The organism is Pseudomonas sp. ABFPK (genome assembly GCF_001586765.1).
Classification (GTDB): Bacteria; Pseudomonadota; Gammaproteobacteria; order Pseudomonadales; family Pseudomonadaceae; genus Aquipseudomonas; species Aquipseudomonas asiatica.
Genome location: NZ_LQXW01000067.1, coordinates 75,984 through 102,252 on the forward strand (window position 1 = coordinate 75,984; position 26,269 = coordinate 102,252).

At 61.5% G+C, this 26,269-nt stretch carries 26 protein-coding genes; 7 read left to right on the top strand and 19 right to left on the bottom strand.

Going from position 1 to position 26,269, the window contains the following annotated elements; genetic code table 11:
• Window positions 1-39: 39 nt before the first annotated feature.
• The 7 genes from WM94_RS25940 to rplM all read right to left on the bottom strand — a co-directional run bounded on the left by WM94_RS25940 (window position 40) and on the right by rplM (window position 4,905).
• Window positions 40-471, bottom strand: coding sequence for a ClpXP protease specificity-enhancing factor (locus tag WM94_RS25940; RefSeq protein ID WP_061552446.1), 432 nt, complete (start codon window positions 469-471; stop codon window positions 40-42).
• A gap of 10 nt (window positions 472-481) precedes the next feature.
• Window positions 482-1,105 carry a glutathione S-transferase N-terminal domain-containing protein gene (locus tag WM94_RS25945; RefSeq protein ID WP_015271722.1) on the bottom strand — a complete coding sequence of 208 codons (624 nt, stop codon included), beginning with the start codon at window positions 1,103-1,105 and terminating at the stop codon, window positions 482-484.
• A 117-nt stretch (window positions 1,106-1,222) separates the two neighbouring features.
• Window positions 1,223-2,002 (bottom strand): cytochrome c1, encoded by a 780-nt coding sequence (locus WM94_RS25950; protein WP_013974125.1) that lies wholly within the window; start codon window positions 2,000-2,002, stop codon window positions 1,223-1,225.
• On the bottom strand, window positions 2,002-3,213 hold the full coding sequence (locus WM94_RS25955) for a cytochrome bc complex cytochrome b subunit (protein WP_061552447.1): 1,212 nt from the start codon (window positions 3,211-3,213) through the stop codon (window positions 2,002-2,004). Before WM94_RS25955 ends, WM94_RS25950 begins: the two co-directional genes overlap by 1 nt.
• The gene (gene petA / locus WM94_RS25960; protein WP_015271723.1) at window positions 3,213-3,806 is read right to left on the bottom strand and encodes a ubiquinol-cytochrome c reductase iron-sulfur subunit; all 594 of its coding nucleotides are present in this window, start codon (window positions 3,804-3,806) and stop codon (window positions 3,213-3,215) included. Before petA ends, WM94_RS25955 begins: the two co-directional genes overlap by 1 nt.
• Before the next feature lie 263 nt (window positions 3,807-4,069).
• Window positions 4,070-4,462, bottom strand: a complete 393-nt coding sequence (rpsI, locus tag WM94_RS25965; protein WP_003260797.1) for a 30S ribosomal protein S9 — start codon at window positions 4,460-4,462, stop codon at window positions 4,070-4,072.
• A gap of 14 nt (window positions 4,463-4,476) precedes the next feature.
• Window positions 4,477-4,905, bottom strand: a complete 429-nt coding sequence (gene rplM, locus WM94_RS25970; RefSeq protein ID WP_003260798.1) for a 50S ribosomal protein L13 — start codon at window positions 4,903-4,905, stop codon at window positions 4,477-4,479.
• Between the two features lie 257 nt (window positions 4,906-5,162).
• Between rplM and WM94_RS25975 the strand changes: the two genes are divergently transcribed.
• Entirely contained in the window at window positions 5,163-6,203 is a 1,041-nt protein-coding gene (locus WM94_RS25975; protein WP_061552448.1) for an NADP(H)-dependent aldo-keto reductase, read from the top strand.
• A 309-nt stretch (window positions 6,204-6,512) separates the two neighbouring features.
• Window positions 6,513-7,433 carry a GlxA family transcriptional regulator gene (locus tag WM94_RS25980; protein ID WP_169774643.1) on the top strand — a complete coding sequence of 307 codons (921 nt, stop codon included), beginning with the start codon at window positions 6,513-6,515 and terminating at the stop codon, window positions 7,431-7,433.
• 117 nt (window positions 7,434-7,550) lie between these two features.
• Here the strand turns inward: WM94_RS25980 and zapE are convergent, their stop codons facing one another.
• From zapE to WM94_RS25995, 3 genes are all read right to left on the bottom strand, one after another.
• Complete coding sequence (gene zapE, locus WM94_RS25985) at window positions 7,551-8,645, bottom strand: cell division protein ZapE (protein WP_013974130.1); 1,095 nt, start codon at window positions 8,643-8,645, stop codon at window positions 7,551-7,553.
• Between the two features lie 164 nt (window positions 8,646-8,809).
• Window positions 8,810-10,159, bottom strand: coding sequence for a tryptophan--tRNA ligase (locus WM94_RS25990; RefSeq protein WP_025340563.1), 1,350 nt, complete (start codon window positions 10,157-10,159; stop codon window positions 8,810-8,812).
• 25 nt (window positions 10,160-10,184) lie between these two features.
• Window positions 10,185-10,820, bottom strand: coding sequence for an alpha/beta hydrolase (locus WM94_RS25995; RefSeq protein ID WP_061552449.1), 636 nt, complete (start codon window positions 10,818-10,820; stop codon window positions 10,185-10,187).
• A 135-nt stretch (window positions 10,821-10,955) separates the two neighbouring features.
• Here WM94_RS25995 and WM94_RS26000 point away from each other — a divergent pair, with 135 nt between their 5' ends.
• Window positions 10,956-11,390 carry a YhcB family protein gene (locus WM94_RS26000; protein ID WP_003257164.1) on the top strand — a complete coding sequence of 145 codons (435 nt, stop codon included), beginning with the start codon at window positions 10,956-10,958 and terminating at the stop codon, window positions 11,388-11,390.
• 162 nt (window positions 11,391-11,552) lie between these two features.
• Here WM94_RS26000 and WM94_RS26005 read toward each other — a convergent pair whose 3' ends face one another.
• A complete protein-coding gene (locus WM94_RS26005) occupies window positions 11,553-12,749 on the bottom strand; it encodes a methionine gamma-lyase (protein ID WP_061552450.1) in 1,197 nt (398 codons plus the stop codon).
• A 127-nt stretch (window positions 12,750-12,876) separates the two neighbouring features.
• Between WM94_RS26005 and WM94_RS26010 the strand changes: the two genes are divergently transcribed.
• Window positions 12,877-13,356, top strand: a complete 480-nt coding sequence (locus WM94_RS26010; RefSeq protein WP_013974134.1) for an Lrp/AsnC family transcriptional regulator — start codon at window positions 12,877-12,879, stop codon at window positions 13,354-13,356.
• Between the two features lie 256 nt (window positions 13,357-13,612).
• Here WM94_RS26010 and cysN read toward each other — a convergent pair whose 3' ends face one another.
• From cysN to WM94_RS26025, 3 genes are all read right to left on the bottom strand, one after another.
• A complete protein-coding gene (gene cysN / locus WM94_RS26015) occupies window positions 13,613-15,514 on the bottom strand; it encodes a sulfate adenylyltransferase subunit CysN (RefSeq protein WP_054573306.1) in 1,902 nt (633 codons plus the stop codon).
• Between the two features lie 16 nt (window positions 15,515-15,530).
• Window positions 15,531-16,448 (bottom strand): sulfate adenylyltransferase subunit CysD, encoded by a 918-nt coding sequence (cysD, locus tag WM94_RS26020; RefSeq protein WP_013974136.1) that lies wholly within the window; start codon window positions 16,446-16,448, stop codon window positions 15,531-15,533.
• 313 nt (window positions 16,449-16,761) lie between these two features.
• On the bottom strand, window positions 16,762-17,520 hold the full coding sequence (locus WM94_RS26025) for a Nif3-like dinuclear metal center hexameric protein (protein ID WP_015271733.1): 759 nt from the start codon (window positions 17,518-17,520) through the stop codon (window positions 16,762-16,764).
• Window positions 17,521-17,687: 167 nt separating this feature from the next.
• Here WM94_RS26025 and algW point away from each other — a divergent pair, with 167 nt between their 5' ends.
• The gene (gene algW / locus WM94_RS26030) at window positions 17,688-18,848 is read left to right on the top strand and encodes a Do family serine endopeptidase AlgW (RefSeq protein WP_015271734.1); all 1,161 of its coding nucleotides are present in this window, start codon (window positions 17,688-17,690) and stop codon (window positions 18,846-18,848) included.
• Between the two features lie 133 nt (window positions 18,849-18,981).
• On the opposite strand, the gene WM94_RS26035 is transcribed toward algW, so the two are convergent.
• The 4 genes from WM94_RS26035 to WM94_RS26050 form a co-directional block, all read right to left on the bottom strand.
• The gene (locus WM94_RS26035) at window positions 18,982-19,746 is read right to left on the bottom strand and encodes an amino acid ABC transporter ATP-binding protein (RefSeq protein WP_003251792.1); all 765 of its coding nucleotides are present in this window, start codon (window positions 19,744-19,746) and stop codon (window positions 18,982-18,984) included.
• A 10-nt stretch (window positions 19,747-19,756) separates the two neighbouring features.
• The gene (locus WM94_RS26040; protein WP_013974139.1) at window positions 19,757-20,854 is read right to left on the bottom strand and encodes an amino acid ABC transporter permease; all 1,098 of its coding nucleotides are present in this window, start codon (window positions 20,852-20,854) and stop codon (window positions 19,757-19,759) included.
• A gap of 10 nt (window positions 20,855-20,864) precedes the next feature.
• A complete protein-coding gene (locus WM94_RS26045; RefSeq protein ID WP_015271735.1) occupies window positions 20,865-22,043 on the bottom strand; it encodes an amino acid ABC transporter permease in 1,179 nt (392 codons plus the stop codon).
• 67 nt (window positions 22,044-22,110) lie between these two features.
• Complete coding sequence (locus WM94_RS26050) at window positions 22,111-23,139, bottom strand: amino acid ABC transporter substrate-binding protein (protein WP_015271736.1); 1,029 nt, start codon at window positions 23,137-23,139, stop codon at window positions 22,111-22,113.
• 331 nt (window positions 23,140-23,470) lie between these two features.
• Here WM94_RS26050 and WM94_RS26055 point away from each other — a divergent pair, with 331 nt between their 5' ends.
• Together WM94_RS26055 and rhlB are read left to right on the top strand one after the other, a co-directional pair.
• Window positions 23,471-24,127, top strand: coding sequence for an alpha/beta hydrolase (locus WM94_RS26055; RefSeq protein WP_013974142.1), 657 nt, complete (start codon window positions 23,471-23,473; stop codon window positions 24,125-24,127).
• 101 nt (window positions 24,128-24,228) lie between these two features.
• On the top strand, window positions 24,229-25,692 hold the full coding sequence (gene rhlB, locus WM94_RS26060; protein WP_039613012.1) for an ATP-dependent RNA helicase RhlB: 1,464 nt from the start codon (window positions 24,229-24,231) through the stop codon (window positions 25,690-25,692).
• 128 nt (window positions 25,693-25,820) lie between these two features.
• On the opposite strand, the gene moaE is transcribed toward rhlB, so the two are convergent.
• On the bottom strand, window positions 25,821-26,267 hold the full coding sequence (gene moaE, locus WM94_RS26065; RefSeq protein WP_013974144.1) for a molybdopterin synthase catalytic subunit MoaE: 447 nt from the start codon (window positions 26,265-26,267) through the stop codon (window positions 25,821-25,823).
• Between the last annotated feature and the right edge of the window lie 2 nt (window positions 26,268-26,269).

Genomic DNA, 26,269 nt, shown 5'->3' on the forward strand with positions numbered 1-26,269 from the left:
TAATTAAAAAAAGGCGATCCGGTTGGATCGCCTTTTTTATTACTTGACCACTTTCAGACTTGGCCGACCAGTCGGGCGTGGCGGCTGGCCACCACCCTCTGGCGGGCCATCGTCATCCGGCTGCACATCATCATCTTCCTGCTCATCGCCATCCATCATGGACGACTCCAGCTCGAAGACCATACCCTGGCCATTCTCGCGGGCGTAAATACCCAGGATGGCGCCAACCGGCACGTACAGCGAGTGAGCCACGCCACCGAAGCGGCCCTCGAAGCTGACCGCGTCGTTGTCCATGTGCAGGCTGCGCACGGCACTTGGCGAGATGTTCAAGACGATCTGGCCATCACTGGCGAAACCGTCCGGCACCTGGACCTTCGGGAATTCGGCATTGACCAGCATATGGGGCGTGCAATCGTTGTCGACGATCCACTCGTACAGTGCTCGAACCAGATAGGGGCGACTGGAGTTCATCAACGGCTCCTTAAAGCTTGCGCATTTCACGTTCTACAGAGGACAGGCTCGCCTGGAAAGGCTCGCGGGCGAACTGCCGCTCCATGTAATCCAGCAGCGGCTTGGCTTGCCGCGGCAACTCGATACCCAACACCGGCAGACGCCAGAGGATGGGCAGTAGACAACAATCGACCAGGCTTTGCTCCTCACTCATGAAGCAGGCGTACTCGCCGAACAACGGCGAGACCCCGGTCAGGCTCTCACGCAATGCCTTGCGCGCTTCGGTTCGGGCAGCCTCGCTACTGCGCGGATCGAGCACGGTATCGGCCAGGGAGCACCAGTCGCGCTGGATGCGGTGCATCAGCAAGCGACTGTTCCCCCGCGCAACCGGGTACACCGGCATTAGCGGCGGATGTGGATAACGCTCCTCGAGGTACTCCATCACCACGGTCGATTCATACAGCGCCAGGTCACGATCGACCAGGGTCGGCACGCTGCCGTAAGGATTCACCTCGACCAGCTTGGGCGGCAGTCGACCGGGATCGACATCGATGACCTGCACGCTGATGCCCTTCTCGGCCAGCACGAGGCGTACCCGATGAGAATAGTGATCAGCGGGGTCGGAATAGCAGGCTAACCTGTTGGTTGCGCCCATGTAGCGCCTCCTCGTACGGGATGCTTGTAAAACTGTAAATGAAAACGCGCCCGTGGGGACCTGGCAGATCTGCCAGGCCACCACGGGCGCGTTCAACAACCAGAAACTACTGCGTGATCAGTGCACGTCCTTCCAGTATTCACGCTTGAGCAAATAGGCGAATACGAAGAAGAAAGCCAGGTACAGCAACACGTAGGTACCGATGCGCTGGCTTTCCAGTTTGACCGGGTTGGCCGAATAGGCCAGGAAGGTCACCAGGTTCTTGACCTTCTCGTCGAACTGCTCGGTCGTCAGGGTACCGGAATTCGGCGTAATGGTCAGCTGGTCGCAGGCTTCATGGGTCAGCGGGCTACCAGTCAGTGGGTCGAATTGCTTCTTGCCATCGGTCACGGTCTGCACCTGCTTGCAGCCAACCACCTGGTTGCCCTGCAAGCCGACCAGCACGTTAGGCATGCCGACGTTCGGGAACACCTTGTTGTTCACCCCATAAGGCCGCGACGGGTCCTCATAGAAGCTGCGCAGGTAGGTGTACAACCAGTCGGTACCACGCACTCGGGCCACCAGGGTCAGGTCGGGCGGTGCGGCGCCGAACCAGGTCTTGGCGTCACTGGGCTTCATGCCGATCTGCATGTGGTCACCGATCTTGGCACCGGTGAACACCAGCTTCTCGAGCATCAGCTCGTGGGGAATGCCCAGGTCATCGGCAACCCGCTCGTAACGCTGGAACTTCGCACTGTGGCAACCCATGCAATAGTTGGCAAAGGTACGCGCACCGTCCTGCATGGCGGCCTTGTCGCTCAGGTCGATGTCGACCTTGTCCAGCTCCAGGCCCGTTTCGGCCGCGAAGGAAAAGGCAGGCATCACTGCCAGCAAAAATACTGCAATCAACTTTTTCATCAGCCAGTCACCCTTTCCGGAACCGGTTTGGTCTTCTCGAGCCTTGTGTAGAACGGCATCAGCAGGAAGTAGGCGAAGTACAACACCGTGCACACCTGCGACAGCAAGGTACGCCCAGGTGTCGGCGCCAGCACGCCCAGTATGCCGAGGATGACGAAGGCCACGCAGAACACCAGCAGGAAGAGCTTGCTGATCCAGCCCTTGTAGCGCATGGAGCGGACCGGGCTGCGGTCGAGCCAGGGCAAGACGAACAACACGGCAATGGCCGCACCCATGGCAATGACGCCCATCAGCTTGTCAGGCACCGCACGCAGGATCGCGTAGAACGGCGTGAAGTACCACACAGGCGCAATGTGCTCGGGGGTCTTGAAGGCGTTCGCCTGCTCGAAGTTAGGTTTCTCCAGGAAATAACCGCCCATTTCCGGGAAGAAGAACACCACGGCGCAGAACACGAACAGGAACACCACCACGCCGACAATATCCTTGACGGTGTAGTACGGGTGGAACGGGATACCGTCCAGCGGGATACCGTTTTCGTCCTTTTTCTTCTTGATGTCGACGCCATCGGGGTTGTTCGAACCCACTTCGTGAAGGGCGAGGATGTGCAGGACCACCAGGCCGAGAATCACGATCGGCAAGGCAACCACGTGCAGGGCGAAGAAGCGGTTCAGAGTGATACCCGAGATCAGGTAGTCACCACGGATCCACTGGGTGAGGTCGCCACCGATCACCGGAATGGCACCGAACAGCGAGATGATCACCTGGGCACCCCAGTACGACATCTGGCCCCACGGCAGCAGGTAGCCCATGAAAGCTTCGGCCATCAGCACCAGGTAGATCAGCATGCCGAACAGCCACACCAGTTCACGCGGCTTCTGGTAGGAACCGTAGAGCAGGCCGCGGAACATGTGCAGGTAGACGACGATGAAGAACGCCGATGCACCTGTGGAGTGCAGGTAGCGCAGGATCCAGCCGTATTCCACATCCCGCATGATGTACTCGACCGAGGCGAACGCCTCTTCTGCCGAGGGTGTGAAGCTCATGGTCAGCCACACACCGGTGACGATCTGGTTGACCAGCACCAGCAACGCCAGCGAGCCGAAGAAGTACAGGAAGTTGAAGTTCTTGGGTGCGTAATACTTGCTCAGGTGGTCTTCCCACATCTTGGTCGCGGGGAAGCGAGCATCAATCCAGTCCATGAACTTGCTCATCATGCGTTCTCCTGGTCAACGCCGATGACGACGATCTCGTCCGACTCGTAAGAGTGCGGTGGCACGGGCAGGTTGAGTGGCGCCGGCTGCGACTTGTAGACACGGCCGGCCAGGTCGTAGTGGGAACCGTGGCATGGGCAGAAATAGCCACCGACCCATTTCGGGCCAAGGTCAGCGGGTGCGACTTCCGGGCGGAAGGTGGGCGAGCAGCCCAGGTGTGTGCACAGGCCAACAAGGATGAGGATTTCCGGCTTGATCGAACGAACCTGCGGATCGACGTAGGTGGGCTGCACCGAGGCCTTGGACTCGGGGTCAGCCAGATCACCTACGACCTTTTTCAGGTTACCGAGGATCTCGTCCGTTCGCCGCACGATGAACACTGGCTGGCCGCGCCACTCGGCCACCATCTGCTGCCCGGCCTCGACCTTGGCGATATTGACCTTCACCGGTGCACCCGCGGCTTTCGCCTTGGCACTGGGAAACCATGACCCCACGAACGGTACCGCAGCCCCCACTGCCCCCGCCGCCCCGACTACGGATGTCGCGGCTACGAGGAAGCGGCGCCGGCCTGCGTTGACGCCGTCATTGCTCATTCAGTCCTCTCCCATCAGCTTGCTTGACCAGTTGGACCTGGCCTGTACTTAGGTAATGTCTGTGGCACTAAAAATTGGCCGCCATGGTAAGAAACAAATCCACACACTGACAAGGTGATTAGCCGGGGAACGGGCTACAACCCTCGCTTTGCTTGATCTGCGTCTATGCGGCAAGTCGTCACGGACATGCTGACAGGTTAGTTCAAGACATAAAAAAAGCCCGGTTCCAAAGAACCGGGCTTTTTTCGACTGCCGAAGCGGTATTAACGCTTGGAGTACTGAGGACGCTTACGCGCTTTACGCAGACCCACTTTCTTACGCTCGACTTCACGAGCGTCGCGGGTGACGTAGCCAGCACGACGCAGAGCGCCACGCAGGGTTTCGTCGTATTCCATCAGAGCGCGGGTGATACCGTGACGGATCGCACCGGCTTGACCGCTGACACCACCACCGGAAACGGTGACGTAGATGTCGAACTTCTCAACGGTTTCGGTCAGCTCGAGCGGCTGACGAACAACCATGCGAGCGGTTTCGCGACCGAAGAACACGTCCAGAGAACGGTTGTTGATGGAAATGTTACCAGTACCCGGACGCAGGAATACGCGAGCGGTTGCGGTCTTGCGACGGCCAGTGCCGTAGTTTTGAGTCGCCGACATAATGAACTATCCCGTTAGATCTTCAGTTCTTGAGGCTGCTGAGCAGTGTGTGGGTGAGCAGCACCCGCGTACACTTTCAGCTTGCGGTACATGTCGCGACCCAGCGGGTTCTTCGGCAGCATGCCTTTGACCGCAGTTTCGATAACACGCTCAGGGGCCTTGGCGATCAACTTCTCGAAGTTGATTTCCTTGATACCGCCCGGGAAACCGGAGTGGGAGTAGTACATCTTGTCGGAAGACTTGGCACCAGTCACACGAACCTGCTCGGCGTTGATAACGACGATGTAGTCGCCGGTGTCAACGTGAGGGGTGTATTCTGGCTTGTGTTTGCCACGCAGACGGCTAGCGATTTCGGTAGCCAGACGACCCAGGGTCTGGCCAGCGGCGTCGACTACGAACCACTCGCGCTTTACTGTTTCCGGTTTAGCAGTAAAAGTTTTCATTCTCTAAAGCCTCAGAGGCCGCCCAGCGAAAAATAGACGGCGAATCTTACTGGATAGTGCACAGCTTGCCAAGGGCAAGCGCGCAGCCGAACGCTGACGCTTTTGGGGGCTCGGGTCAGGCACGCCAATGTTCGACGGGGTTCTTCCTGCGTGGTGGTGCATCACTTCCGCCACACGGAGAGGTGCCGAATTATCCAGATTGCGCGAAAAATTTCAACCTGCTTTGATGGGCTTCTTTGCCAAGGAGTGTCTATCCGATGGAATACCGCCAGCTTGGCCGTACCGACCTCAATGTCAGCGCCCTGTGCCTTGGAACCATGACCTGGGGCGAACAGAACAGTCAGGCCGAGGCCTTCGAGCAGATTGCCCGGGCCAAGGCCGCCGGGGTCAACTTCATCGACACCGCCGAAATGTACCCGGTGCCGCCGCGCCCCGAAACCTACGCCGCCACCGAGCGCATCATAGGCAACTGGTTCCGTGACAATGGCGATCGCGATGACTGGGTGCTGGCCAGCAAGGTCGCCGGCCCCGGCAACGGCATCAGCCATATTCGCGACGGCCAGCTCAAGCACAACCGCCAGCATATCGTCGCGGCGCTGGACGAGAGTCTCAAGCGCCTGCAGACCGACCGCATCGACCTGTACCAGCTGCACTGGCCCGAGCGCAGCACCAACTTCTTTGGCAAGCTGGGCTACCAGCATTTGCCACAGGACCACTTCACCCCGCTGGAAGAAACCCTCGAAGTGCTCGACGAGCAGGTACGCGCGGGCAAGATCCGTCACATCGGCCTGTCCAACGAAACGCCGTGGGGCACCATGAAGTTCCTGCAACTGGCTGAAAGCCGCGGCTGGCCGCGAGCGGTATCGATCCAGAACCCTTACAACCTGCTCAACCGCAGCTTCGAGGTGGGCCTTGCGGAAGTGGCCATCCGCGAGCAATGCGGCCTGCTGGCCTATTCGCCGCTGGCTTTCGGCATGCTCTCCGGCAAATACGAGAACGGCGCACGCCCGGAAAACGCACGCCTGACCCTGTTCAGCCGCTTTGCCCGTTATTCCAACCCACAGACCGTGGCGGCCTGCAGCCGCTATGTGCAGCTGGCCCTCGAGCACGGCCTGGACCCGGCGCAGATGGCCCTGGCGTTCGTTACCCGGCAGCCGTTCGTGACCAGCAATATCATTGGCGCGACCAGCCTCGAACAGCTGGACAGCAACCTTGCCAGCCTCGAGCTGAGCCTGAGTGATGAACTGCTGGCGGCGATCGAGGCGATTCACCAGGAGCAACCGAACCCGGCGCCTTGAGCCGGACCCCGTGCCCACTTCGAGGCCTGTGGGACACCTGTAGGAGCAGCCTTGTGCTGCGAAGAGGCCTGTATGGCCGAAGGTTGCCTGTGGCAGCAATGGCCTCTTCGCAGCACAAGGCTGCTCCTACCGGTTGGCTCTGCCCCTCTGCTGCACAGGCTAGACACAATCGCCAAAAAATAAGACGATCCAGCCGGTGATTGACCACTCTACCCTATAAGAACAATGACAATGATGTTTACCCAACCCTCCGCGTCGCTGCGGCGCGTCAGCATCCTGGCCATTGACAAGGTGTTCGCTTCGACCTTGATGCAGGCCAAGGATTTCTTCCACCTCGCCAGCTTGCGCTACAGCAAGCAACTGGGCCTGGGCCTGCAGCCCATGTTCGAGATTCGCCTGGTAAGCCCGGACGGCCAGCCCGTGGACAGCTTCAGCAATGTGCAGTTGCCGGTCGAAGGCGGCCTTGACGACGCCGACGTGATCATCCTCCCGGCCTTCTGGGATGACTTCGACAACCTGCTGCAACGTTATCCACAGGTACTGCCGTGGCTGCGTGAACAGCATGCCCGCGGCTCGGTGCTGTGCGCCGAGGCCAGTGGCGTATTCTGGCTGGCCGAGTCCGGCCTGCTCGATGGCAAGGAAGCGACCACCTACTGGCGCTTCTTCAACAGCTTTGCCGAACGCTTCCCGAAGATCCGGCTGAACCAGGACAAGCATCTGACTGATGCAGACAACCTCTATTGCGCCGGCGGGACCACTTCAGCCTGCGACCTGTACATCTATCTGATCGAACGCTTCTGCGGCGCCAACGTGGCCCGCGCCGTGTCCCGCGACATCCTCTACGAAGTGCAGCGCAACTACACCCCGGGACGCATGGGCTTTGGCGGGCAGAAGCTGCATCAGGACCTGATCATCCTGCAGATACAGCACTGGCTGGAAGAACACTTCGCCGACAAGTTCCGCTTCGAGGACGTGGCTCGCAACCACGGCATGAGCATTCGCAATTTCATGCGGCGTTTCCAGAGCGCTACGGGTGACAAGCCGCTGCACTACCTGCAACGGTTGAGGATCGAGACGGCCAAGGGCTTGTTGTCGAGCACGCGCAAGAGCATCAAGACCATCAGTTATGAGGTGGGCTATGACGATGCCAGTTTCTTTGCGCGGCTGTTCCGCCAGCATACCGAGTTGTCGCCGAACCAGTATCGGCAACAGTTCATGCAAGAGGCTTGAGGCCAATGGGGCTGCCCTGCAGCCCATCGCGACACAAGGCCGCTCCTACAGGGAATCGCGTAATCCTGTAGGAGCGGCCTTGTGTCGCGAAAGGGCCGCAAAGCGGCCCCGGCAATTTCAAGGCTTGTGCGCCCGCGCCAGGAACTCGTGCGACTGCATCTCCAGCAAGCGGCTCAGGGTGCGCTGGAACTCGAAGGCCAAGCGCCCACCGGTATACAGGTCCTTCAGCTCCACCTCGGCCGAGATGATCAGCTTGACGTTGCGGTCGTAGAACTCGTCCACCATGTTGATGAAGCGGCGGGCGATGTCGTCGGTGGTGACCCCCATCTGTTCCACGTTGCTCAACAGCACGGCATGGAAGATCTTGCCCAGTTCGATGTAGTCGTTCTGGCTGCGGGGGCCGTCGCACAGGGCGCGGAAGTCGAACCAGGCCACGTCGTCACAGGTAAGCAGGGCATTGATCGGGCGATTCTCGATCATCAGCACGTCGTTCTGGACCGCCTGGGTGCACTCGGGGGTCAGTGCCTTGAAGCTTGCGCGCAGGCTCTGGTGAGCCGCTTCATCGAGCGGGTAATGGTAAAGCTCGGCCTGCTCCAGGTGACGCAGGCGGTAGTCGACCCCGCTGTCGACGTTCACCACCTCGGTGTACTGCTTGATCATGGCGATGGCCGGCAGGAAGCGCGCGCGCTGCAGGCCGTCCTTGTACAGACCGTCCGGCACGATGTTGGAGGTAGCCACCAGCGATACGCCGTTCTTGAACAACTCTTCCATCAGGGTACCGAGGATCATCGCGTCGGTAATGTCCGATACGAAGAATTCGTCGAAACAGATGACCTTGGCTTCTTCGCTGAAGCGCTTGGCAATGATGGTCAGCGGGTTCTTCTCGCCCTTGAGGGTTTTCATTTCCTCGTGCACACGCTTCATGAAGCGGTGGAAGTGCGTGCGCATCTTCTGCTTGAACGGCAGCGCCTCGAAGAAGGTATCGACCAGGTAGGTCTTGCCGCGCCCTACCCCACCCCAGAAGTACAGGCCCTTGACCGGGGTCTGCTCCTTTTTGCCGAACAGCTTGCCGAACACGCCCGGCTTGTTGTTCTGCGCGTGTACCAGGTCATCGTACAGGCGCTGCAGGTGACGCACCGCAGTTTCCTGCGCCGCGTCATGGAAGAAGTCGGGACGTTTCAGATCTGCTTGATATCGTTCTAGGGGCGTCATGATTCGTTAGCGAGGCAACAAAAAACGGGCCGTCACTGTAGCGACAGGCCCGCTTAATGGCAATCAGACTTGCGTCAATATGCCTCATCCACACCAACTAAGTGCTGGATGGCACCGGCTTTGCCGGTGTTCGCGGGTAAACCCGCTCCTACAGGCGAAATGCCTCAGTCCGGTTGTGGCGCAAGCGCTGCACGCAGGCTTTCGATGGCCGAATCACGGGCTTCGGCGCTGTCGAACTGCGGCCCGTCGGCAACCTGTTCACCGTTCAGCCACAGACCGAAACCTAGGCCTTCGACGCGTACATCCGCCTCGCCACCTTGCTGCAGCTGCTTGCTCACGGCGCCGGCGCTCTTGCCGTCGGCGAAGCTGCGCGACAGCAGCAGTTGCTCGCCATCAGCGGCAAGCAGGCGGAAGCGGAAGCTGCCGTCTTCATCGCGGAAGCTGACGAAACGCGCACTCTTGGCGGCCTTCTTCTTCACTTCGGTGCTGGCCTGCACGCTGCTACGGAACGAACGCAGGCCAACGGCCTCGCGCAGCTGCTCGAGGAATGGCGTGGCGATCTTGCGAGCCTTGGCAGCGCCGGCCAGCAGGATGTCTTCCAGGTCCGCCGGACGGGCGATCAGCTGGTGGTAGTACTCGCGCTTCTCGGCCAGCTGGCCGTCCAGCAGCTGGAACAGCCGCTGCTTGGCCTCGCCCCAGCCCAGGCCCTGCAGCAGCTCTTCACGGAACTCGGCGCACTGCGCCGGCGTCGAGAAGGCCTGGAACAGGGTGAACAGGTGAGCGTTGTCCGGGTCTTTCGCCTCGCCAGGCGCACGCGAGTCGGTGACGATGCGCGAGATGGCGTCTTTCATCTCCTTGGCGCTGGTGAATAGCGGGATGGTGTTGTCGTAGCTCTTGGACATCTTGCGCCCGTCCAGGCCCGGCAGGGTCGCCACGCTCTCCTCGATCACCGCTTCCGGCAGGGCGAAGAAGTCCTTGCCCTGGCCGAACAGGTGGTTGAAGCGCTGACCGATGTCGCGGGCCATTTCCACGTGCTGGATCTGGTCACGACCGACCGGCACCTTGTTGGCGTTGAACATCAGGATGTCCGCAGCCATCAGCACCGGGTAGCTGTACAGGCCCATGGTCACGCCGGCATCCGGGTCCTCGCCATTTTCCAGGTTCTTGTCCACCGAGGCCTTGTAGGCGTGTGCACGGTTGAGCAGGCCCTTGGCGCTGACGCAGGTCAGCAGCCAGGTCAGCTCGGGGATTTCCGGGATATCGGACTGGCGGTAGAAGGTCACCTTGTCCGGATCGAGACCGCCAGCCAGCCAGGTGGCGGCAATTTCCAGACGCGAACGCTGGATACGCAGCGGGTCGTCGCACTTGATCAGGGCGTGGTAGTCGGCCAGGAAGTAGAACGAGTCGACACCGGGCTGCTGGCTGGCACGGATCGCCGGGCGGATGGCGCCGGCGTAGTTGCCCAGGTGCGGAGTGCCGGTGGTGGTGATACCGGTGAGAATGCGCGTGGTCATGGGTGTTCGCTTATTCAGGCTTGGCTCAGTTCGAAAGGCGCGGCAGCAGCAGATCCTTCAGATCGGTCAGCTTGCCATGGAAGAAGTGTCCGCATTCTGCCACTTTCAGCAGCTCATGGGGGCGCGACAGGCTGTCGGACCATTCGTAAACCAGCTGCGGCGCGACGACTTCGTCGGCGTCAGGCTGCACCACGGTGATCGGGCAGCGCTGCGGCAGCGGGAAATCCGCCGTCAGGCGCATGACCGCAGGGGCGATCATGAACAGCTGCTGCAGCTCTACTCCAGTGGCCTCCAGGCGGCCGGCCAGGCTGGTGGCGACGAAGCCGCCGAACGAGAAACCCATCAGCACCAGCGGCAGGCCCAGGTGCTTTTCGCGCAGCCAGGCCGCAGCGGCCTCGGCATCGGCCACTTCGCCAGCGCCCATGTCATGACTGCCGGCGCTCTGCCCGACGCCACGGTAGTTGAAACGCAGGGTCACATAGCCGGCGTCACGGGCGGTGCGCTGCAGGGTCGAGACCACCTTGTTGAGCATGGTGCCGCCCTGGACCGGGTTGGGGTGGCAGATCAGCACCACGCCACGGGCATTGGCCACGTCCAGGTACAAGGCTTCCAGCTGGCCGCAGGGGCCATCGATGAACAAGGGGGTTTCGCGGACAAGCAAGGCACTACTCCGTGACCTCGGAAGGGGTCGATTCGTCTAGATGAGGAATTCTGTTCTGATTTGCGATCGCTCGCGGTATACAGCGCAGGTCTGAGCCGTTAACGTAAAGCAAAGCCGTTTATAGAGGAAGGACTCGTGGAACTCTCGCTCCTTGTTTGGTTGTTGCCGACCCTGGCCCTGGTCATCGGCGTGGTGGTTGGGTTCGTCGTCGCTCGCCTGCTGCCCAATGCCGCGCCGAGCAGCACCCAGCGTCAACTGGATGATATCCAGAAGCGCTTCGACAGCTATCAGAACGAAGTGGTTACTCATTTCAACAGCACTGCCGTGCTGGTCAAGAAACTGACCCAAAGCTATCAGGACGTGCAGGACCACCTGGCCGAAGGCGCCAACAGCCTGGCCCTGGACGACGTCACTCGCCAACGCTTGCTGGCAGCCCTGCACTCCGAGGCAGCGCAAGGCCCACGCGACCGCTTGACCCCGCCGAAGGATGCCGAAGTGCCGCGTGACTACGCACCGAAGGCGCCGAACTCGCCGGGCATGCTCGACGAGAGCTACGGGCTCAAGCGCTGATCTGCAGAAAATGACAAAGGCCTCGCAAGAGGCCTTTTTCATGGGCTGGATTCACTGGCCTCTTCGCGGGTGAACCCGCTCCCACAGGGGCGGCGCAGGTTTCAAATACTGCGCCTGACCTGTAGGAGCGGGTTTACCCGCGAAGAGGTCGGCTCAGGCAACCTAGCTGCAGGCCTGCAATGCCTGCTCGACATCCGCCAGCAGGTCCTCCTCGTCCTCCAGCCCCACCGACAGGCGCACCAGCCCCTCCGATATCCCGTGATGCGCCCGCTCCTTCGCGGTATAGCTGGAGTGCGTCATGCTCGCCGGATGCTGCGCCAGCGACTCGGCATCGCCCAGGCTCACCGCCCGCGCAAACAGTTGCAAGGCATTCATGAACCTGCGCCCGGCCTCGATACCCCCCTTTAACTCGAAGGCGATCATCCCGCCCGGCAAACGCATCTGCCGCTGCGCCAGCTCGTACTGTGCAAACGACGGCAAACCCGGGTAGTGAATCAGCTCCACCTGCGGCTGCCGCGCCAAAACTTCGGCCACCTGCTGGGCATTTGCGCAATGGCGGTCCATGCGCAGGGCCAAGGTCTTGATACCGCGCATCAGCAGCGCCGCATCGTGGGTTGACAGCACCGCCCCGGTCATGTCCTTCAGCCCTTCCAGGCGAATGCGGTCGACCAGCGCCTTACGCCCCACCACCAGCCCGGCAGTGATATCACCGTGGCCACTGAGGTACTTGGTCGCCGAATGCACCACCAGGTCCGCCCCCAGCTCCAGCGGCCGCTGCAGGTAGGGCGTGCAGTAGGTGTTGTCGACCACGACATGCACATCATGCCCGCGTACCGCCTCGGCCACCGCGGCGATATCCACCAGCTGCATGTTGGGGTTGGCCGGCGTTTCGAAGTAGATCATCCGTGTTTTGCTGTTGATCGCCCCTTTCAGGGCCTTGGCATCGTTCAGGTCGACATGGCGGATCTTCACCCCGAATTCGCCAATGCCATGGTGCAGGAAAGCAAAAGTGCAGCCGTACAAAGTTCGCCCGACGATCAGCTCATCACCAGGGCGCAACAGGGTCCAGATCGTCGAGGTGATGGCCCCCATGCCCGACGCCAATGCCAGCCCTGCCTCGCCACCCTCCAGCGAGGCCATGCGCTGTTCCAGCAGGGCCAAGGTAGGGTTGGAAATGCGGCTGTAGAAATGCCCCGGCTCCTCCCCGGCGAAGCAAGCAGCACCGTATTCGACTGTGGGGAAGGCATAAGTAGCGGTCTGGTACACCGGCGGCACCAAGGCGCCACCGTGGGACAGCGGATCGTAGCCATGGTGAATGGCCCGCGTGGAAAAACCGGTGTTGTTATGGGAGTCGCGCATGGCAACAGCCTCTTGTGGTTTGCTATAAGCTTATGCCACCGAGCTGCCCGATTTTTTCCAAAATGGCCCACGCATACGCGTGCTTGTTGGAACAAAAATAATAATTACCGGACCAGGAGGGCAAAACATGCCTTCACGCCTCGACCGCACCGACCGCGCCCTGCTCGCTGCCCTGCAGGACAACGCCCGCCTCACCGTTGCCGAACTTGCCGACCAGGTAGCGTTGACCACCTCGCCATGCTGGCGGCGGGTCAAGTTGCTGGAGGACAACGGCTACATCACCGGCTACCAGGCCATCCTCTCGCCCAAGTCACTGGGGTTTGGCGTCACCGCGTTCGTCAGCATCATGATGGACTCGCACACCAAGGACATGGCACTGGCATTCGAACAGCGGCTGATGGAAATTCCCGAGATTGTCGCCTGCCACAACATCTCCGGGCGCTACGACTTCTTGCTGGAGATCCTGGCGCGGGATTTGGAGTCGTTTGGCGAGTTCACCCGGGAAGTGCTGCAACGGTTGCCGGGGGTGAAGGAGATTTACTCGAGTTTTTCCTACAAGGCAGTGAAGGAACGGCGGGTGATACCGGTGTCGGAAAAACACATCTGAACGACATGCACAGTCCATGCGGGAACAACTGCCTTGCTCAAAATCCAAAGCTCACGCAATCCTTTGTGGGAGCGGCCTTGTGTCGCGAAAGGGCTGCGCAGCAGCCCCAGCAATTTGTGCGTCAGTGCTGAGACCCGGGGGCTGCTGTGCAGCCCTTTCGCGACACAAGGCCGCTCCCACAAGAGACCCGCGCATGTATGCCGGGCATAGAAACAAAAAACCCCGCCGAGGCGGGGTTTTCCTTGCAGGCTAGCGCTTAGATCGCGCCACGCTGACGCAGCACGTCCAGCACCTGCTTCACGCCCTCATCCACGCTCGTGGCCTGGGTATCGATCACAAGGTCGGCATCCAGCGGCACATCGTACGGGAAGCTTTCGCCCGGGATGTTGTCGCCACCAGCAGCGTACAAGCCTTGCGGGTCACGCTCACGGCAGGCCAGCGGCGAGGCCTGGACGTAAACGGTCACCAGGCGCTCCTTGCCGATCAATGCCTTGGCCTGTTCGCGGCCTTCTGCATCCGGGGCCACGAACGCGGCCAGAGTCAGCAGACCGGCTTCGTTGAACTGGCGCGCCACATGGGCAGCGCGGCGCCAGTTCTCGGTGCGGCCTGCGCGGTCCTGCGGCAAGCCCTTGTTCAGGTCATGGCGCAGGTTCTGGCCGTCGAGCACGTACACTGCACGGCCCATGTCGAACAGCTTGCGCTCCACGGCGTAGGCCAGGGTGCTCTTGCCAGCGCCGGACAGGCCACTGAACAGCACGGTGGCAGGCTGCTGGCCGAAGCGCAGGGCGCGCTCTTCGGTGGCCACATGGCACAGCTTGCCATGATGGCCGGTGCTGCCGTGCGGCAGGACTGGCGGGGCGATGATCATGCCGGCGCCGACCGTGCCGTTGGTCAGCCGGTCGATGACGATGAACGCACCGGTGGTGCGGTTGCTTTCGTAACCGTCCAGGGCGATCGAGGCGTCCAGGGACACCTTGACGCGGCCGATCTCGTTCAGCTGCAGCGCGCTGGCAGCGCCCTGCTCCAGGGTGTTCACATCGACCTTGTGGGTGATGCTGGCAATCGAGCCCGGCACGTAGCTGGTGGCGCGCTTGATGTCGTATTTCTTGCCCGGGAGCATCGGCTCCTCGGCCATCCACACCAGCATGGCGTCGAACTGGTCGGTGACCGGCGGGACGTTGTCGGCATGCACCAGCAGGTCGCCACGGGAGATGTCGATCTCGTCTTCCATGGTCAGGGTCACGGCCTGGCCAGGGCCTGCGTTTTCCAGCTCGCCTTCGTAGGTGACGATGGACTTGACGCGGCTGCTCTTGCCCGACGGCAGCACGACGATTTCGTCGCCCTTGTGCACCACGCCGCTGGCGATGGTGCCGGCGAAGCCACGGAAGTTCAGGTTCGGACGGTTGACGTACTGCACCGGGAAGCGCAGGTCGGTGAAGTTGCGGTCGGCCGACACTTCGACGGTTTCGAGGATTTCCATCAGCGTCGGGCCGGCGTACCACGGCGAACGCTCGCTGTGGTTGACCACGTTGTCGCCCTTGAGCGCCGACATCGGCACGAAGTGCAGGCTGCTCGGCACCAGGTTAATGGCTTCGGCGAACTTCAGGTAGTCGGCCTTGATCGACTCGAACACGCCCTGGTCGAAGCCTTTGAGGTCCATCTTGTTGACCGCGACGACGATGTGCTTGATGCCCAGCAGCGAGGCAATGTAGCTGTGGCGGCGAGTCTGGGTCTGCACGCCGTAGCGGGCATCGACCAGGATGATCGCCAGGTCGCAGGTGGACGCGCCGGTAGCCATGTTGCGGGTGTACTGCTCGTGGCCCGGGGTGTCGGCAATGATGAACTTGCGCTTGGCGGTGGAGAAATAGCGGTAGGCGACATCGATGGTGATGCCCTGCTCGCGCTCGGCCTGCAGACCGTCGACCAGCAGCGCCAGGTCGACTTCCTCGCCGGTGGTGCCGACCTTTTTCGAATCGCGAGTGATGGCCTCGAGGTGGTCCTCGTAGATCATCTTCGAGTCATGCAGCAAGCGCCCGATCAGGGTGCTCTTGCCGTCATCCACGTTGCCGCAGGTGAGAAAACGCAGCAGTTCTTTGCGCTCGTGCTGAGCCAGATAAGCGAGGATGTCTTCGCTGATCAAATCGGATTGGTGCGACATGGAGTAACCCTGAAAATTAGAAGTAGCCCTGACGTTTCTTGTCTTCCATGGAACCGGCGCCATCGTGGTCGATGACTCGGCCCTGGCGCTCGGAAGTGCGCGTCAGGAGCATTTCCTGAATGATGTCGGTGAGCGTCTCGGCTTCCGACTCGACAGCACCCGTCAACGGGTAGCAGCCAAGGGTACGGAAACGCACCTTTTTCTTGACGATGCGCGCTTTCTCTTCATCGGTAAGATGTTCGAGGATGCGCTCGTCGTCGATCATGATCAGGGTGCCGTTCTTCTCGATGACTTCACGCTCGGCGGCGAAGTACAGCGGCACGATCGGGATGCCTTCGAGGTAGATGTACTGCCAGATGTCCAGCTCGGTCCAGTTCGACAGCGGGAAGACGCGGATCGACTCGCCCTTGTTGACCTTGCCGTTGTACACGTTCCACAGTTCCGGGCGCTGGTTCTTCGGGTCCCAGCGGTGCTTGCTGTCACGGAACGAGTACACGCGCTCCTTGGCCCGCGACTTCTCTTCGTCGCGGCGCGCACCACCGAAGGCGGCATCGAAACCATGCTTGTCCAGCGCCTGCTTCAGGCCCTGGGTCTTCATGATGTCGGTGTGCTTGGAGCTGCCATGGGTGAACGGGTTGATGCCCTGCGCCACACCCTCGGGGTTGACGTGGGTGATCAGCTCCAGGCCCATTTCCTCGACCATCTTGTCGCGGAAGCTGTACATCTCCTGGAATTTCCACTGGGTGTCGACGTGCATCACCGGGAACGGCAACTTGCCTGGGAAAAAGGCCTTGCGCGCCAGGTGCAGCATCACGGCGGAGTCCTTGCCGATCGAGTACAGCATCACCGGGTTGTCGAACTCGGCGGCCACCTCGCGGATGATGTGGATGCTCTCCGCCTCCAGCTGTTTCAAGTGCGTCAGTTTGTCGACCATGGCTACTCACGAAAAACGATCTTATGGACGGCCTGCGGGCCGTGTTCGAGCGAGCCACTTTATCACAGCGGCTGCTTCTATTTAGGAGGCTGGCTAGATCGAAAAAGTCTAACGATATGACTGGGGGTTTGGGCTGGCAGGCCCGGTATTGGTCTCTGGACATGCACAGGATCTGTAGGAGCAGCCTTGTGCTGCGAAGAGGCCGTTACTGCCCAAAAAGCTCTTTTGCCTCACTGGCCTCTTCGCAGCACAAGGCTGCTCCTACAGGGACCGCGCCATCAACACTGTATCCGCGAAGAAGGCGACGCCGATGTCAGATCGGGTTCGGGCAATCGATGAACAGGTGCTCCACGGCAAAGCGCCGCGCCAGGTAATCACCCAGCGCCTGCACCCCATACCGCTCGGTGGCATGGTGCCCGGCGGCAATGAAGCTGACGCCATTCTCGCGGGCACTATGGTAGGTCTGCTCCGACGCCTCGCCGGTCAGGTACAGGTCCACCCCGGCCGCGATCGCCGTGTCGATGTAGCCCTGCCCGCCTCCGGTGCACCAGCCGACCCGCCGGATCATCTGCTCACCCTCTACCAGCAAAGGCTCACGCCCCAGAACCTCCCGCACTCGCCGGGCGAAGTCGAGCGCAGTCATCGGCTCGGCCAGCGAGCCGACCAGGCCGACCACCTTGGGGTTCTCCGGGTCCAGCGGCCCTTCGACGGTGATGTCCAGTTGCCGCGCCAGTTGCACGTTGTTGCCCACGTCCGGGTGCACGTCCAGCGGCAGGTGGAACGCCAGCAGACTGATGTCGTTGTTCAACAGGGTTTTCAGCCGGCGCTGCCGGATGCCGGTGACGCAAGGGTTCTCTCCCTTCCAGAAGTAGCCATGGTGCACCAGCACCAGGTCGGCCTCGGCTTCGACTGCCGCATCCAGCAACGCCTGGCTGGCGGTAACGCCGCTGACGATGCGGCTGACCTGCGGCCGGCCTTCGACCTGCAGGCCGTTGGGGCAATAATCCTGGATCTTCGCGCTGCCCAGGTAACGCTCGGCTTCCTCGACCAGGGTGTTCAGAGCGACGGCCATGAAAATCTCCTCGAAATCTGCGTTTTTCTCGGGCACAACGCCCATGCAACGCCCGTATAATGCCGGCCATTATGGGCCGTCGCCGGCACTGGGGGAACCGGTGTATGATCGCGCGCGCTCATGCCCACCGCACGGTCATCGTCCCCGGCTATTTCCAGGATTCATTCATGTTCAAGGCTTTGCGTTATTTTGGCTGGCCCCTGCTTACCGGCGTACTGATCGCCATGCTGATCATCCAGCGCTTCCCGGAGTGGGTCGGCCTGCCCAGCCAGGACGTCAACCTGCAGCAGGCACCGCAGACCACGCGGATCATGCAGGGCCCGGTATCCTACGCCGACGCCGTGACCCTGGCCGCCCCGGCGGTGGTCAACCTGTACACCACCAAGGTGGTGAACAAGAGCGCCCACCCGCTGTTCGAAGACCCGCAGTTCCGCCGTTTCTTCGGCGACAACCTGCCCAAGCAGCGCCGCTGGGAGTCGAGCCTGGGCTCGGCGGTGATCATGAGCCCCGAAGGCTACCTGCTGACCAACAACCATGTCACCAGCGGCGCCGACCAGATCGTCGTGGCCCTGAAGGATGGCCGCGAGACATTGGCCCGGGTCATCGGCAGCGACCCGGAAACCGACCTGGCGGTGCTGAAGATAGACCTGAAGAGCCTGCCGGCAATCACCATCGGCCGCTCCGACAACATTCACATCGGCGACGTGTCGCTGGCCATCGGCAACCCGTTCGGGGTCGGCCAGACCGTGACCATGGGCATCATCAGCGCCACTGGCCGCAACCAGCTGGGCCTGAACAACTACGAAGATTTCATCCAGACCGACGCGGCGATCAACCCGGGTAACTCCGGCGGTGCGCTTGTGGATGCCAACGGCAACCTGATCGGCATCAACACGGCGATCTTCTCCAAGTCCGGCGGTTCGCAAGGTATCGGCTTCGCCATCCCGGTGAAACTGGCACTGGAGGTGATGAAGTCGATCATCGAGCACGGCCAGGTGATCCGTGGCTGGCTGGGCATCGAAGTACAGCCACTGAGCCAGGAACTGGCCGAATCGTTCGGCATGAAGGACCGCCCGGGCATCGTGGTGGCGGGCATCTTCCGCGAAGGGCCGGCGGCAAAGGCCGGGCTGCAGCTGGGTGACGTGATCCTGAGCATCAACGGCGAGCCGGCCGGTGACGGGCGCAAGTCGATGAACCAGGTGGCGCGGATCAAGCCCAACGAGAAGATCACCATCGAGGTGATGCGCAATGGGCAGCAGTTGAAGCTGATCGCCGAGGTGGGCCTGCGGCCACCACCGGCGCCGGCAGTCGCAAAGGAAGAGAAGTAAGGCTGCGATCTGGTCTCTGGGGGGCTGCTTCGCAGCCCATTCGCAGCACAAGGCTGCTCCTACAGGAGATCGCATTTCCCTTGTAGGAGCAGCCTTGTGCTGCGAATGGGCCGCAAAGCGGCCCCCGGCTACATCAATGCAGGATCTGGCTCAGGAACAACTTGGTCCGGTCACTGCGTGGCCGGTCGAAGAAGTCATCCGGCGCCGCCTGCTCGACGATCTCGCCCTTGTCCATGAAGATCACCCGGTTCGCCACGGTCCGGGCAAAGCCCATCTCGTGGGTCACGCAGAGCATGGTCATGCCGTCCTCGGCCAGGCCCACCATGGTATCGAGCACTTCCTTGACCATTTCCGGGTCCAGCGCCGAGGTCGGTTCGTCGAACAGCATGATCTTCGGTTTCATGCACAACGCGCGGGCAATCGCCACACGCTGCTGCTGACCACCGGACAACTGCCCCGGGTACTTGTGCGCCTGCTCCGGAATACGCACCCGCTCCAGGTAGTGCATGGCGATTTCCTCGGCCTTGCGCCGCGGCATCTTGCGCACCCACATCGGCGCCAGGGTGCAGTTTTCCAGGATGCTCAGGTGCGGGAACAGGTTGAAGTGCTGGAACACCATGCCCACTTCGCGGCGGATGGCCTCGATCTGCTTGAGGTCGTTGGTCAGCTCCACACCATCGACCACGATGCGCCCCTGCTGGTGCTCTTCAAGGCGGTTGAGGCAACGGATGGTGGTGGACTTGCCAGAGCCGGACGGCCCGCACAGCACGATGCGCTCGCCCTGGCGCACGTTCAGGTTGATGTCCTTGAGCACATGGAACTGGCCGTACCACTTGTTCACGCCCTGCATCTGGATGATGCCTTCGGGGCCGGCAGGCTGCTTGATCGCTTCACTCATTTCGAAACTCCTAACGCTTGTGGCCAGTGTCCAGCTTGCGCTCCAGATGCATGGAGTAGCGGGACATACCGAAACAGAAAATCCAGAACACCAGGGCGGCGAACACGTAGCCCTCGGTAGCCATACCCAGCCAGGCCGGGTCGGCAGCAGCTTGCTTGACGCTGTTCAGCAGGTCGAACAGGCCGATGATGATCACCAGGCTGGTGTCCTTGAACAGGGCAATGAAGGTGTTGACGATGCCGGGAATTACCAGCTTGAGCGCCTGCGGCAGAATCACCAGGCCCATCGCCCGCCAGTAGCCAAGGCCCATGGCCGCGGCAGCTTCGTACTGGCCCTTGGGGATGGCCTGGAGGCCGCCACGCACCACCTCGGCGATATACGCCGACTGGAACAGGATCACGCCGATCATCGCCCGCAGCAGCTTGTCGAAGCTCATGCCCTCAGGCAGGAACAACGGCAGCATCACCGATGACATGAACAGCACGGTGATCAGCGGCACGCCGCGCCAGAACTCGATGAAGGTCACGCACACCACCTTCACCGCAGGCATTTTCGAGCGCCGCCCCAGGGCCAGCAGGATTCCCAGCGGCAATGCGCCGACAATGCCCACGGTGGCAATCACCAGGGTCAGCATCAGCCCGCCCCACTGGCTGGTAGGTACGCTTTCCAGGCCCAGCATGCCCCCGTGCAGCAGGGTGTAGGCCAGCAGCGGGTACACCACCAGGAAGCCAAGGCCGTAGAAGGCCTTGCGTGGGAAGCGTTTGATGAACAGCGGGGCGGCGCCAAGCACGGCAAGCCACACGGTCAGGTCCACGCGCCAGCGCAACTCGGCCGGGTAGTAGCCGTACATGAACTGGCCGAAACGCTGCTGCACGAACACCCAGCAGGCGCCCTCCTTGGTGCAGTCGGCGCGGGTGGTGCCGACCCAGTTGGCATCAAGCAACGCCCACTGCAGCAGCGGCGGCACGATCAGCCAGACCAGGTAGATGGCAAACAGGGTCAGCAGCGTATTGAGCCAGCTGGAGAACAGATTGGCACGCATCCATGCGAGCACGCCGACGGTTTTCACCGGTGGCGGCATGTCGGGTTTGAAAACATGGGCATTCACTGGCGTATCCTCACCGCTCGATCAGCGCAATGCGCTTGTTGTACCAGTTCATCAGCAGCGAAATGCTGATGCTGATGGCGAGATAGACACTCATGGTGATGGCGATCACCTCGATGGCCTGGCCGGTCTGGTTGAGCACGGTACCGGCGAACAGCGAGACCATCTCCGGGTAGCCGATACCGGCCGCCAGCGACGAGTTCTTCGCCAGGTTCAGGTACTGGCTGGTCAGCGGCGGAATGATCACCCGCAGTGCCTGGGGGATGATCACCTTGCGCAGGGTCGGCCCCTCGCGCAGGCCCAGTGAGCGCGCGGCCTCGGTCTGGCCATGGCTGACCGAACGGATACCGGAGCGCACGATCTCGGCGATGAACGCAGCGGTGTAGATGGTCAACGCCAGGGTCAGCGCCAGCAGCTCGGGGATCAGTACCCAGCCACCGACGAAGTTGAATCCTTTCAATTGCGGCACTTCCCAGTGCACCGGGCTGCCGAACAGCAGTGCGCAAACGCCTGGGATGGCGATGAACAGCGCCAGCCCCACCCAGAACTTGTGGAATGGCTCGCCCGTCTCGTCGAAGCGCTTGTTGGCATAACGCACCATCACCACGATGGCCAGCAGCGCCAGGACCAGGGCCACGACGAACGGCCAGAAGCCTTCGGCCATGGACGCGCCGGGCATGTTCAGGCCACGGTTGCTGATGAAGAAGGTGTCGTCGATATTGATGCTGCCCCGCGGTCCCGGCAGGGTCAGGAACACGGCGAAGTACCAGAACAGGATCTGCAACAACGGCGGGATGTTGCGGAAGGTTTCCACATACACGGTCGCCAGCTTGTTGATCATCCAGTTCGGCGACAACCGCGCCACACCGATGATGAAGCCAAGGATGGTCGCCAGCACCACGCCGATGAACGTCACCAGCAAGGTGTTGAGCAGGCCGATGACGAACACCCGCGCATAGCTGTCTGATTCCACGTAGGGGATCAGGTGCTGGGCGATGCCGAAGCCGGCACTGCGGTCGAGAAAGTCGAAGCCCGAGGTGATACCCCGGTGTTGCAGGTTGGTTTGCGTGTTGTGGAACAGATACCAGCCCAGACCGACCACGAAGACTATCGTGAGAATCTGGAACAGCCACGCGCGCACACGTGGATCGCTCAGGGATAAACCCTTTTGTGCGCCGATTCGATTTTGCATGAAGTGCCCCGGAAAGTAGGGTTCCGAACAGCCTGCGGCGGCGGGATGCCGCCGCAGGGTGCAGCCATCAGCGCACAGGTGGCGCGTACTGGATGCCGCCGTTGTTCCACAGGGCGTTCATGCCACGGTCGATCTTCAGGTCGGTGCCCTGGCCCAGGTTCTTCTCGAACACTTCGCCATAGTTGCCGACTTGCTTGACGATCTGCACTACCCAGTCCTTGGGCAGCTTGAGGTCCTTGCCATACTCGCCGTCCGCACCCAGCAGGCGAGCAACGTCCGGGTTCTTGGTGCCTTTGGCCTCGGCCTCGACGTTCTTCGAGGTGATGCCTGCCTCTTCGGCGTTGAGCATGGCGAACAGGGTCCACTTGACGATGCTGAACCACTCCTCATCGCCTTTGCGCACTACCGGGCCCAGCGGCTCCTTGGAGATGGTTTCCGGCAGTACCACGTATTCGGTCGGCGCGGCCAGCTTGGAGCGTTGGGCGAACAGCTGCGACTTGTCCGAGGTCAGCACGTCGCAACGGCCGGACTCAAGCGACTTGGCGCTTTCGTCGGAGGTATCGAAAGTGATCGGCGTGTACTTCAGACCATTGGCGCGGAAGAAGTCCGAGACATTCAGCTCGGTGGTGGTACCGGCCTGGATGCAGATGGTCGCGCCATCAAGCTCCTTGGCGCTGGAAACACCGAGTTTCTTGTTGACCAGGAAGCCGACGCCGTCATAGTAGGTAACACCGGCGAACACCAGGCCCATTCCGGCATCACGCGAGCTGGTCCAGGTGGTGTTGCGCGACAGTACGTCGACTTCGCCCGACTGCAGTGCGGTGAAGCGTTCCTTGGCGTTGAGCTGGCTGAACTTGACCTTGGTCGCGTCGCCGAATACAGCGGCGGCTACGGCGCGGCACACGTCGGCGTCGATACCAACGATCTTGCCCTGCGCATCAGGTACCGAGAAGCCTGGAAGACCGTCGCTCACGCCACACTGGACGAAGCCCTTCTTCTTTACCGCATCCAGGGTGGCGCCGGCCTGGGCGTTGCTCACGGCGCCCAGCGCGGCGGCAGCGGTCAGGACTGCCAGGGTGGTTTTCAACATCTTCATTCACAACCTCCAAATCGCTCTTGTTGTATCGAGCCGGAATTGCACCGCACCCTTTTGAGGCGTATCCGACCCGTATTGGCTTGTTATTGGGTCAATGGCGCAATGGACTGTTCTGTGACAGCCTTCGCGTGCAAAGGGTGTTACCGTCACGGCCTGCCCTTTGCATCATTGGGTGAATTGCAAAGCGCGTACCAAAATTTGCGGCTGTAGCGTTTAAGCGCTCGTCAAGTAGGGAAAGTTGTATCGTTGCGACATTCTTTTTCCGACAATCATTTCCAGCGCCTTCTTTTCACGCACGCCATAACAAGACCCGCACACTTTCGGAGCAGTCATGACCAACCCGCTGATTCTCGAACCGCAGAAAACCGCAGACGCTTGTGTGATCTGGTTGCACGGCCTGGGTGCCGACCGTTACGACTTCCTACCAGTGGCCGAATTCATGCAGGAACGCCTGCTCAGCACCCGTTTCGTCATGCCCCAGGCTCCCACCCGCCCGGTAACCATCAACGGCGGCTACGCCATGCCCAGCTGGTACGACATCAAGGCCATGACCCCGGCTCGCGCCATCGACGAGGCGCAGCTGGAGGAATCGGCCGAACAGGTCATTAGCCTGATCAAGGCCGAGCAGGCCAAAGGCATCAGCCTGTCGCGGATTTTCCTGGCTGGCTTCTCCCAGGGTGGCGCGGTGGTACTGCACACTGCCTATATAAAGTGGCAAGAAGCGCTGGGTGGCGTGATCGCCTTGTCCACCTACGCCCCCACCTTCAACGACCAGCACCAGTTGAGCGCCTGCCAGCAACGCACCCCGGCCCTGTGCCTGCATGGTGTGCACGACCCGGTGGTGATCCCTTCCATGGGCCGCACCGCCTTCGAGTACCTCAATACCTGGGGCGTTGCCGCCCGCTGGCACGAATACCCGATGGAACACGAAGTGGTGGTGGAAGAGTTGAGCGACATCCACGACTGGCTGAGCAAGCAATTGCAATAAGCCAGGGCTGTCTGTAGTTGTAAGGCTATTCCACTACGCCGCGCCTGAATCTTGCATTACACTGCCCGGCGTACATTCCTTAACCAGTTGATGAGACGATCGTGCTCAAGGCACTCAAGAAAATTTTCGGCAAGGGAGACGCCGCGCCACAGGCCGTCGCTCCTGCTGCCAGCGTGACGCCGCCTGCGCCCGCACCCGCCAGCGAGGCCCGGCCTGCGGAAAAACCGGCCGCACCACGCGCCACCCCCACTCCCCGGGCCGAACAGCCTGCCGCCGTTACGCCAGCCGCCGACAAGCCGGCCAAGGACAAACCGCGTCGCGAGCGCAAGCCCAAGCCGCAGGCCAGCCTGTGGAAACCGGAAGACTTCGTGGTCGAGCCACAGGAAGGCAAGACCCGCTTCCACGACTTCAAGCTGTCCAACGAACTGATGCATGCCATCCACGACCTGGGCTTCCCGTACTGCACGCCGATCCAGGCACAGGTGCTGGGTTACACCCTGCGCGGTCAGGACGCCATCGGCCGGGCCCAGACCGGTACCGGCAAGACTGCGGCGTTCCTGATCTCGATCATTTCCCAGCTGCAGCAGACGCCGCCGCCGAAGGAACGCTACATGGGCGAGCCACGTGCGCTGATCATCGCGCCCACCCGAGAGCTGGTGGTACAGATCGCCAAGGACGCCATCGCCCTGACCAAGTACACCGGCCTGAACGTGATGAGCTTCGTCGGCGGAATGGACTTCGACAAGCAGCTCAAGGCCCTGGAAGCGCGCCATTGCGACATCCTGGTGGCCACTCCGGGGCGCCTGCTGGACTTCAACCAACGCGGTGAGGTGCACCTGGACATGGTCGAAGTGATGGTGCTGGACGAAGCCGACCGCATGCTCGACATGGGCTTCATCCCCCAGGTGCGCCAGATCATTCGCCAGACGCCGCCGAAAAGCGAGCGCCAGACCCTGCTGTTCTCCGCCACCTTCACCGACGACGTGATGAACCTGGCCAAGCAGTGGACCACCAACCCGGCCATCGTCGAGATCGAGCCGGAGAACGTTGCCAGCGAAACGGTGGAGCAGCACGTCTATGCGGTGGCCGGCAGCGACAAGTACAAGCTGCTGTACAACCTGGTGACCCAGAACAAGTGGGAACGGGTGATGGTGTTCGCCAACCGCAAGGACGAAGTGCGGCGCATCGAGGAAAAACTGGTGCGCGACGGCATCAATGCCGCGCAGTTGTCGGGTGACGTGCCGCAGCACAAGCGTATCCGTACCCTGGAGAACTTCCGCGAAGGGCGCATCACCGTGCTGGTGGCCACCGACGTGGCGGGGCGTGGCATTCACATCGATGGCATCAGCCACGTGATCAACTTCACCCTGCCGGAAGACCCGGACGACTACGTGCACCGCATTGGCCGGACAGGCCGTGCTGGCACCAGTGGTGTGTCGATCAGCTTTGCCGGTGAGGATGACTCGTACCAGCTGCCAGCGATCGAAGAGCTGCTGGGGCGCAAGATCAAGTGTGAAATGCCGCCGGATGAGCTGCTGAAGCCGGTGCCGCGCAAGCATCATTGACCTGTGCCGGCCTCTTCGCGGGTAAACCCGCTCCCACAGGTACTGCACAGCTTTCAAAACCTGTGATGCACCTGTGGGAGCGGGTTCACCCGCGAACCGGGGCTTCGCCCCGGCCATCAAACAAGGATCTACCAGCGCTCCGCCGCATCCTGATCACTCTGCTTCCCTTCCACCCACCGTGCCCCTTCCTGGGTATTTTCCTTCTTCCAGAACGGCGCCCGCGTCTTCAGATAGTCCATGATGAAGTTGCAGGCATCGAACGCCGCCTGCCGATGGGCACTGGCCACGCCGACGAACACGATCGGCTCACCCGGCTCGAGCGCACCGATGCGGTGCAGCACCTCCACCTTGAGCAACGGCCAGCGCTGCTCTGCCTCCACCACGATCTTGGCCAAGGCCTTTTCGGTCATGCCCGGATAGTGCTCGAGGAACATCCCCGCCACCTCGCGGCCATCGTTGAAATCCCGCACGTAGCCGACAAAACCGACCACCGCGCCCACACCGACATTGGCCGCGTGCATGGCATTGGTCTCGGCTCCCGGGTCGAACGCACCTTCCTGGACTCGCACAGCCATGT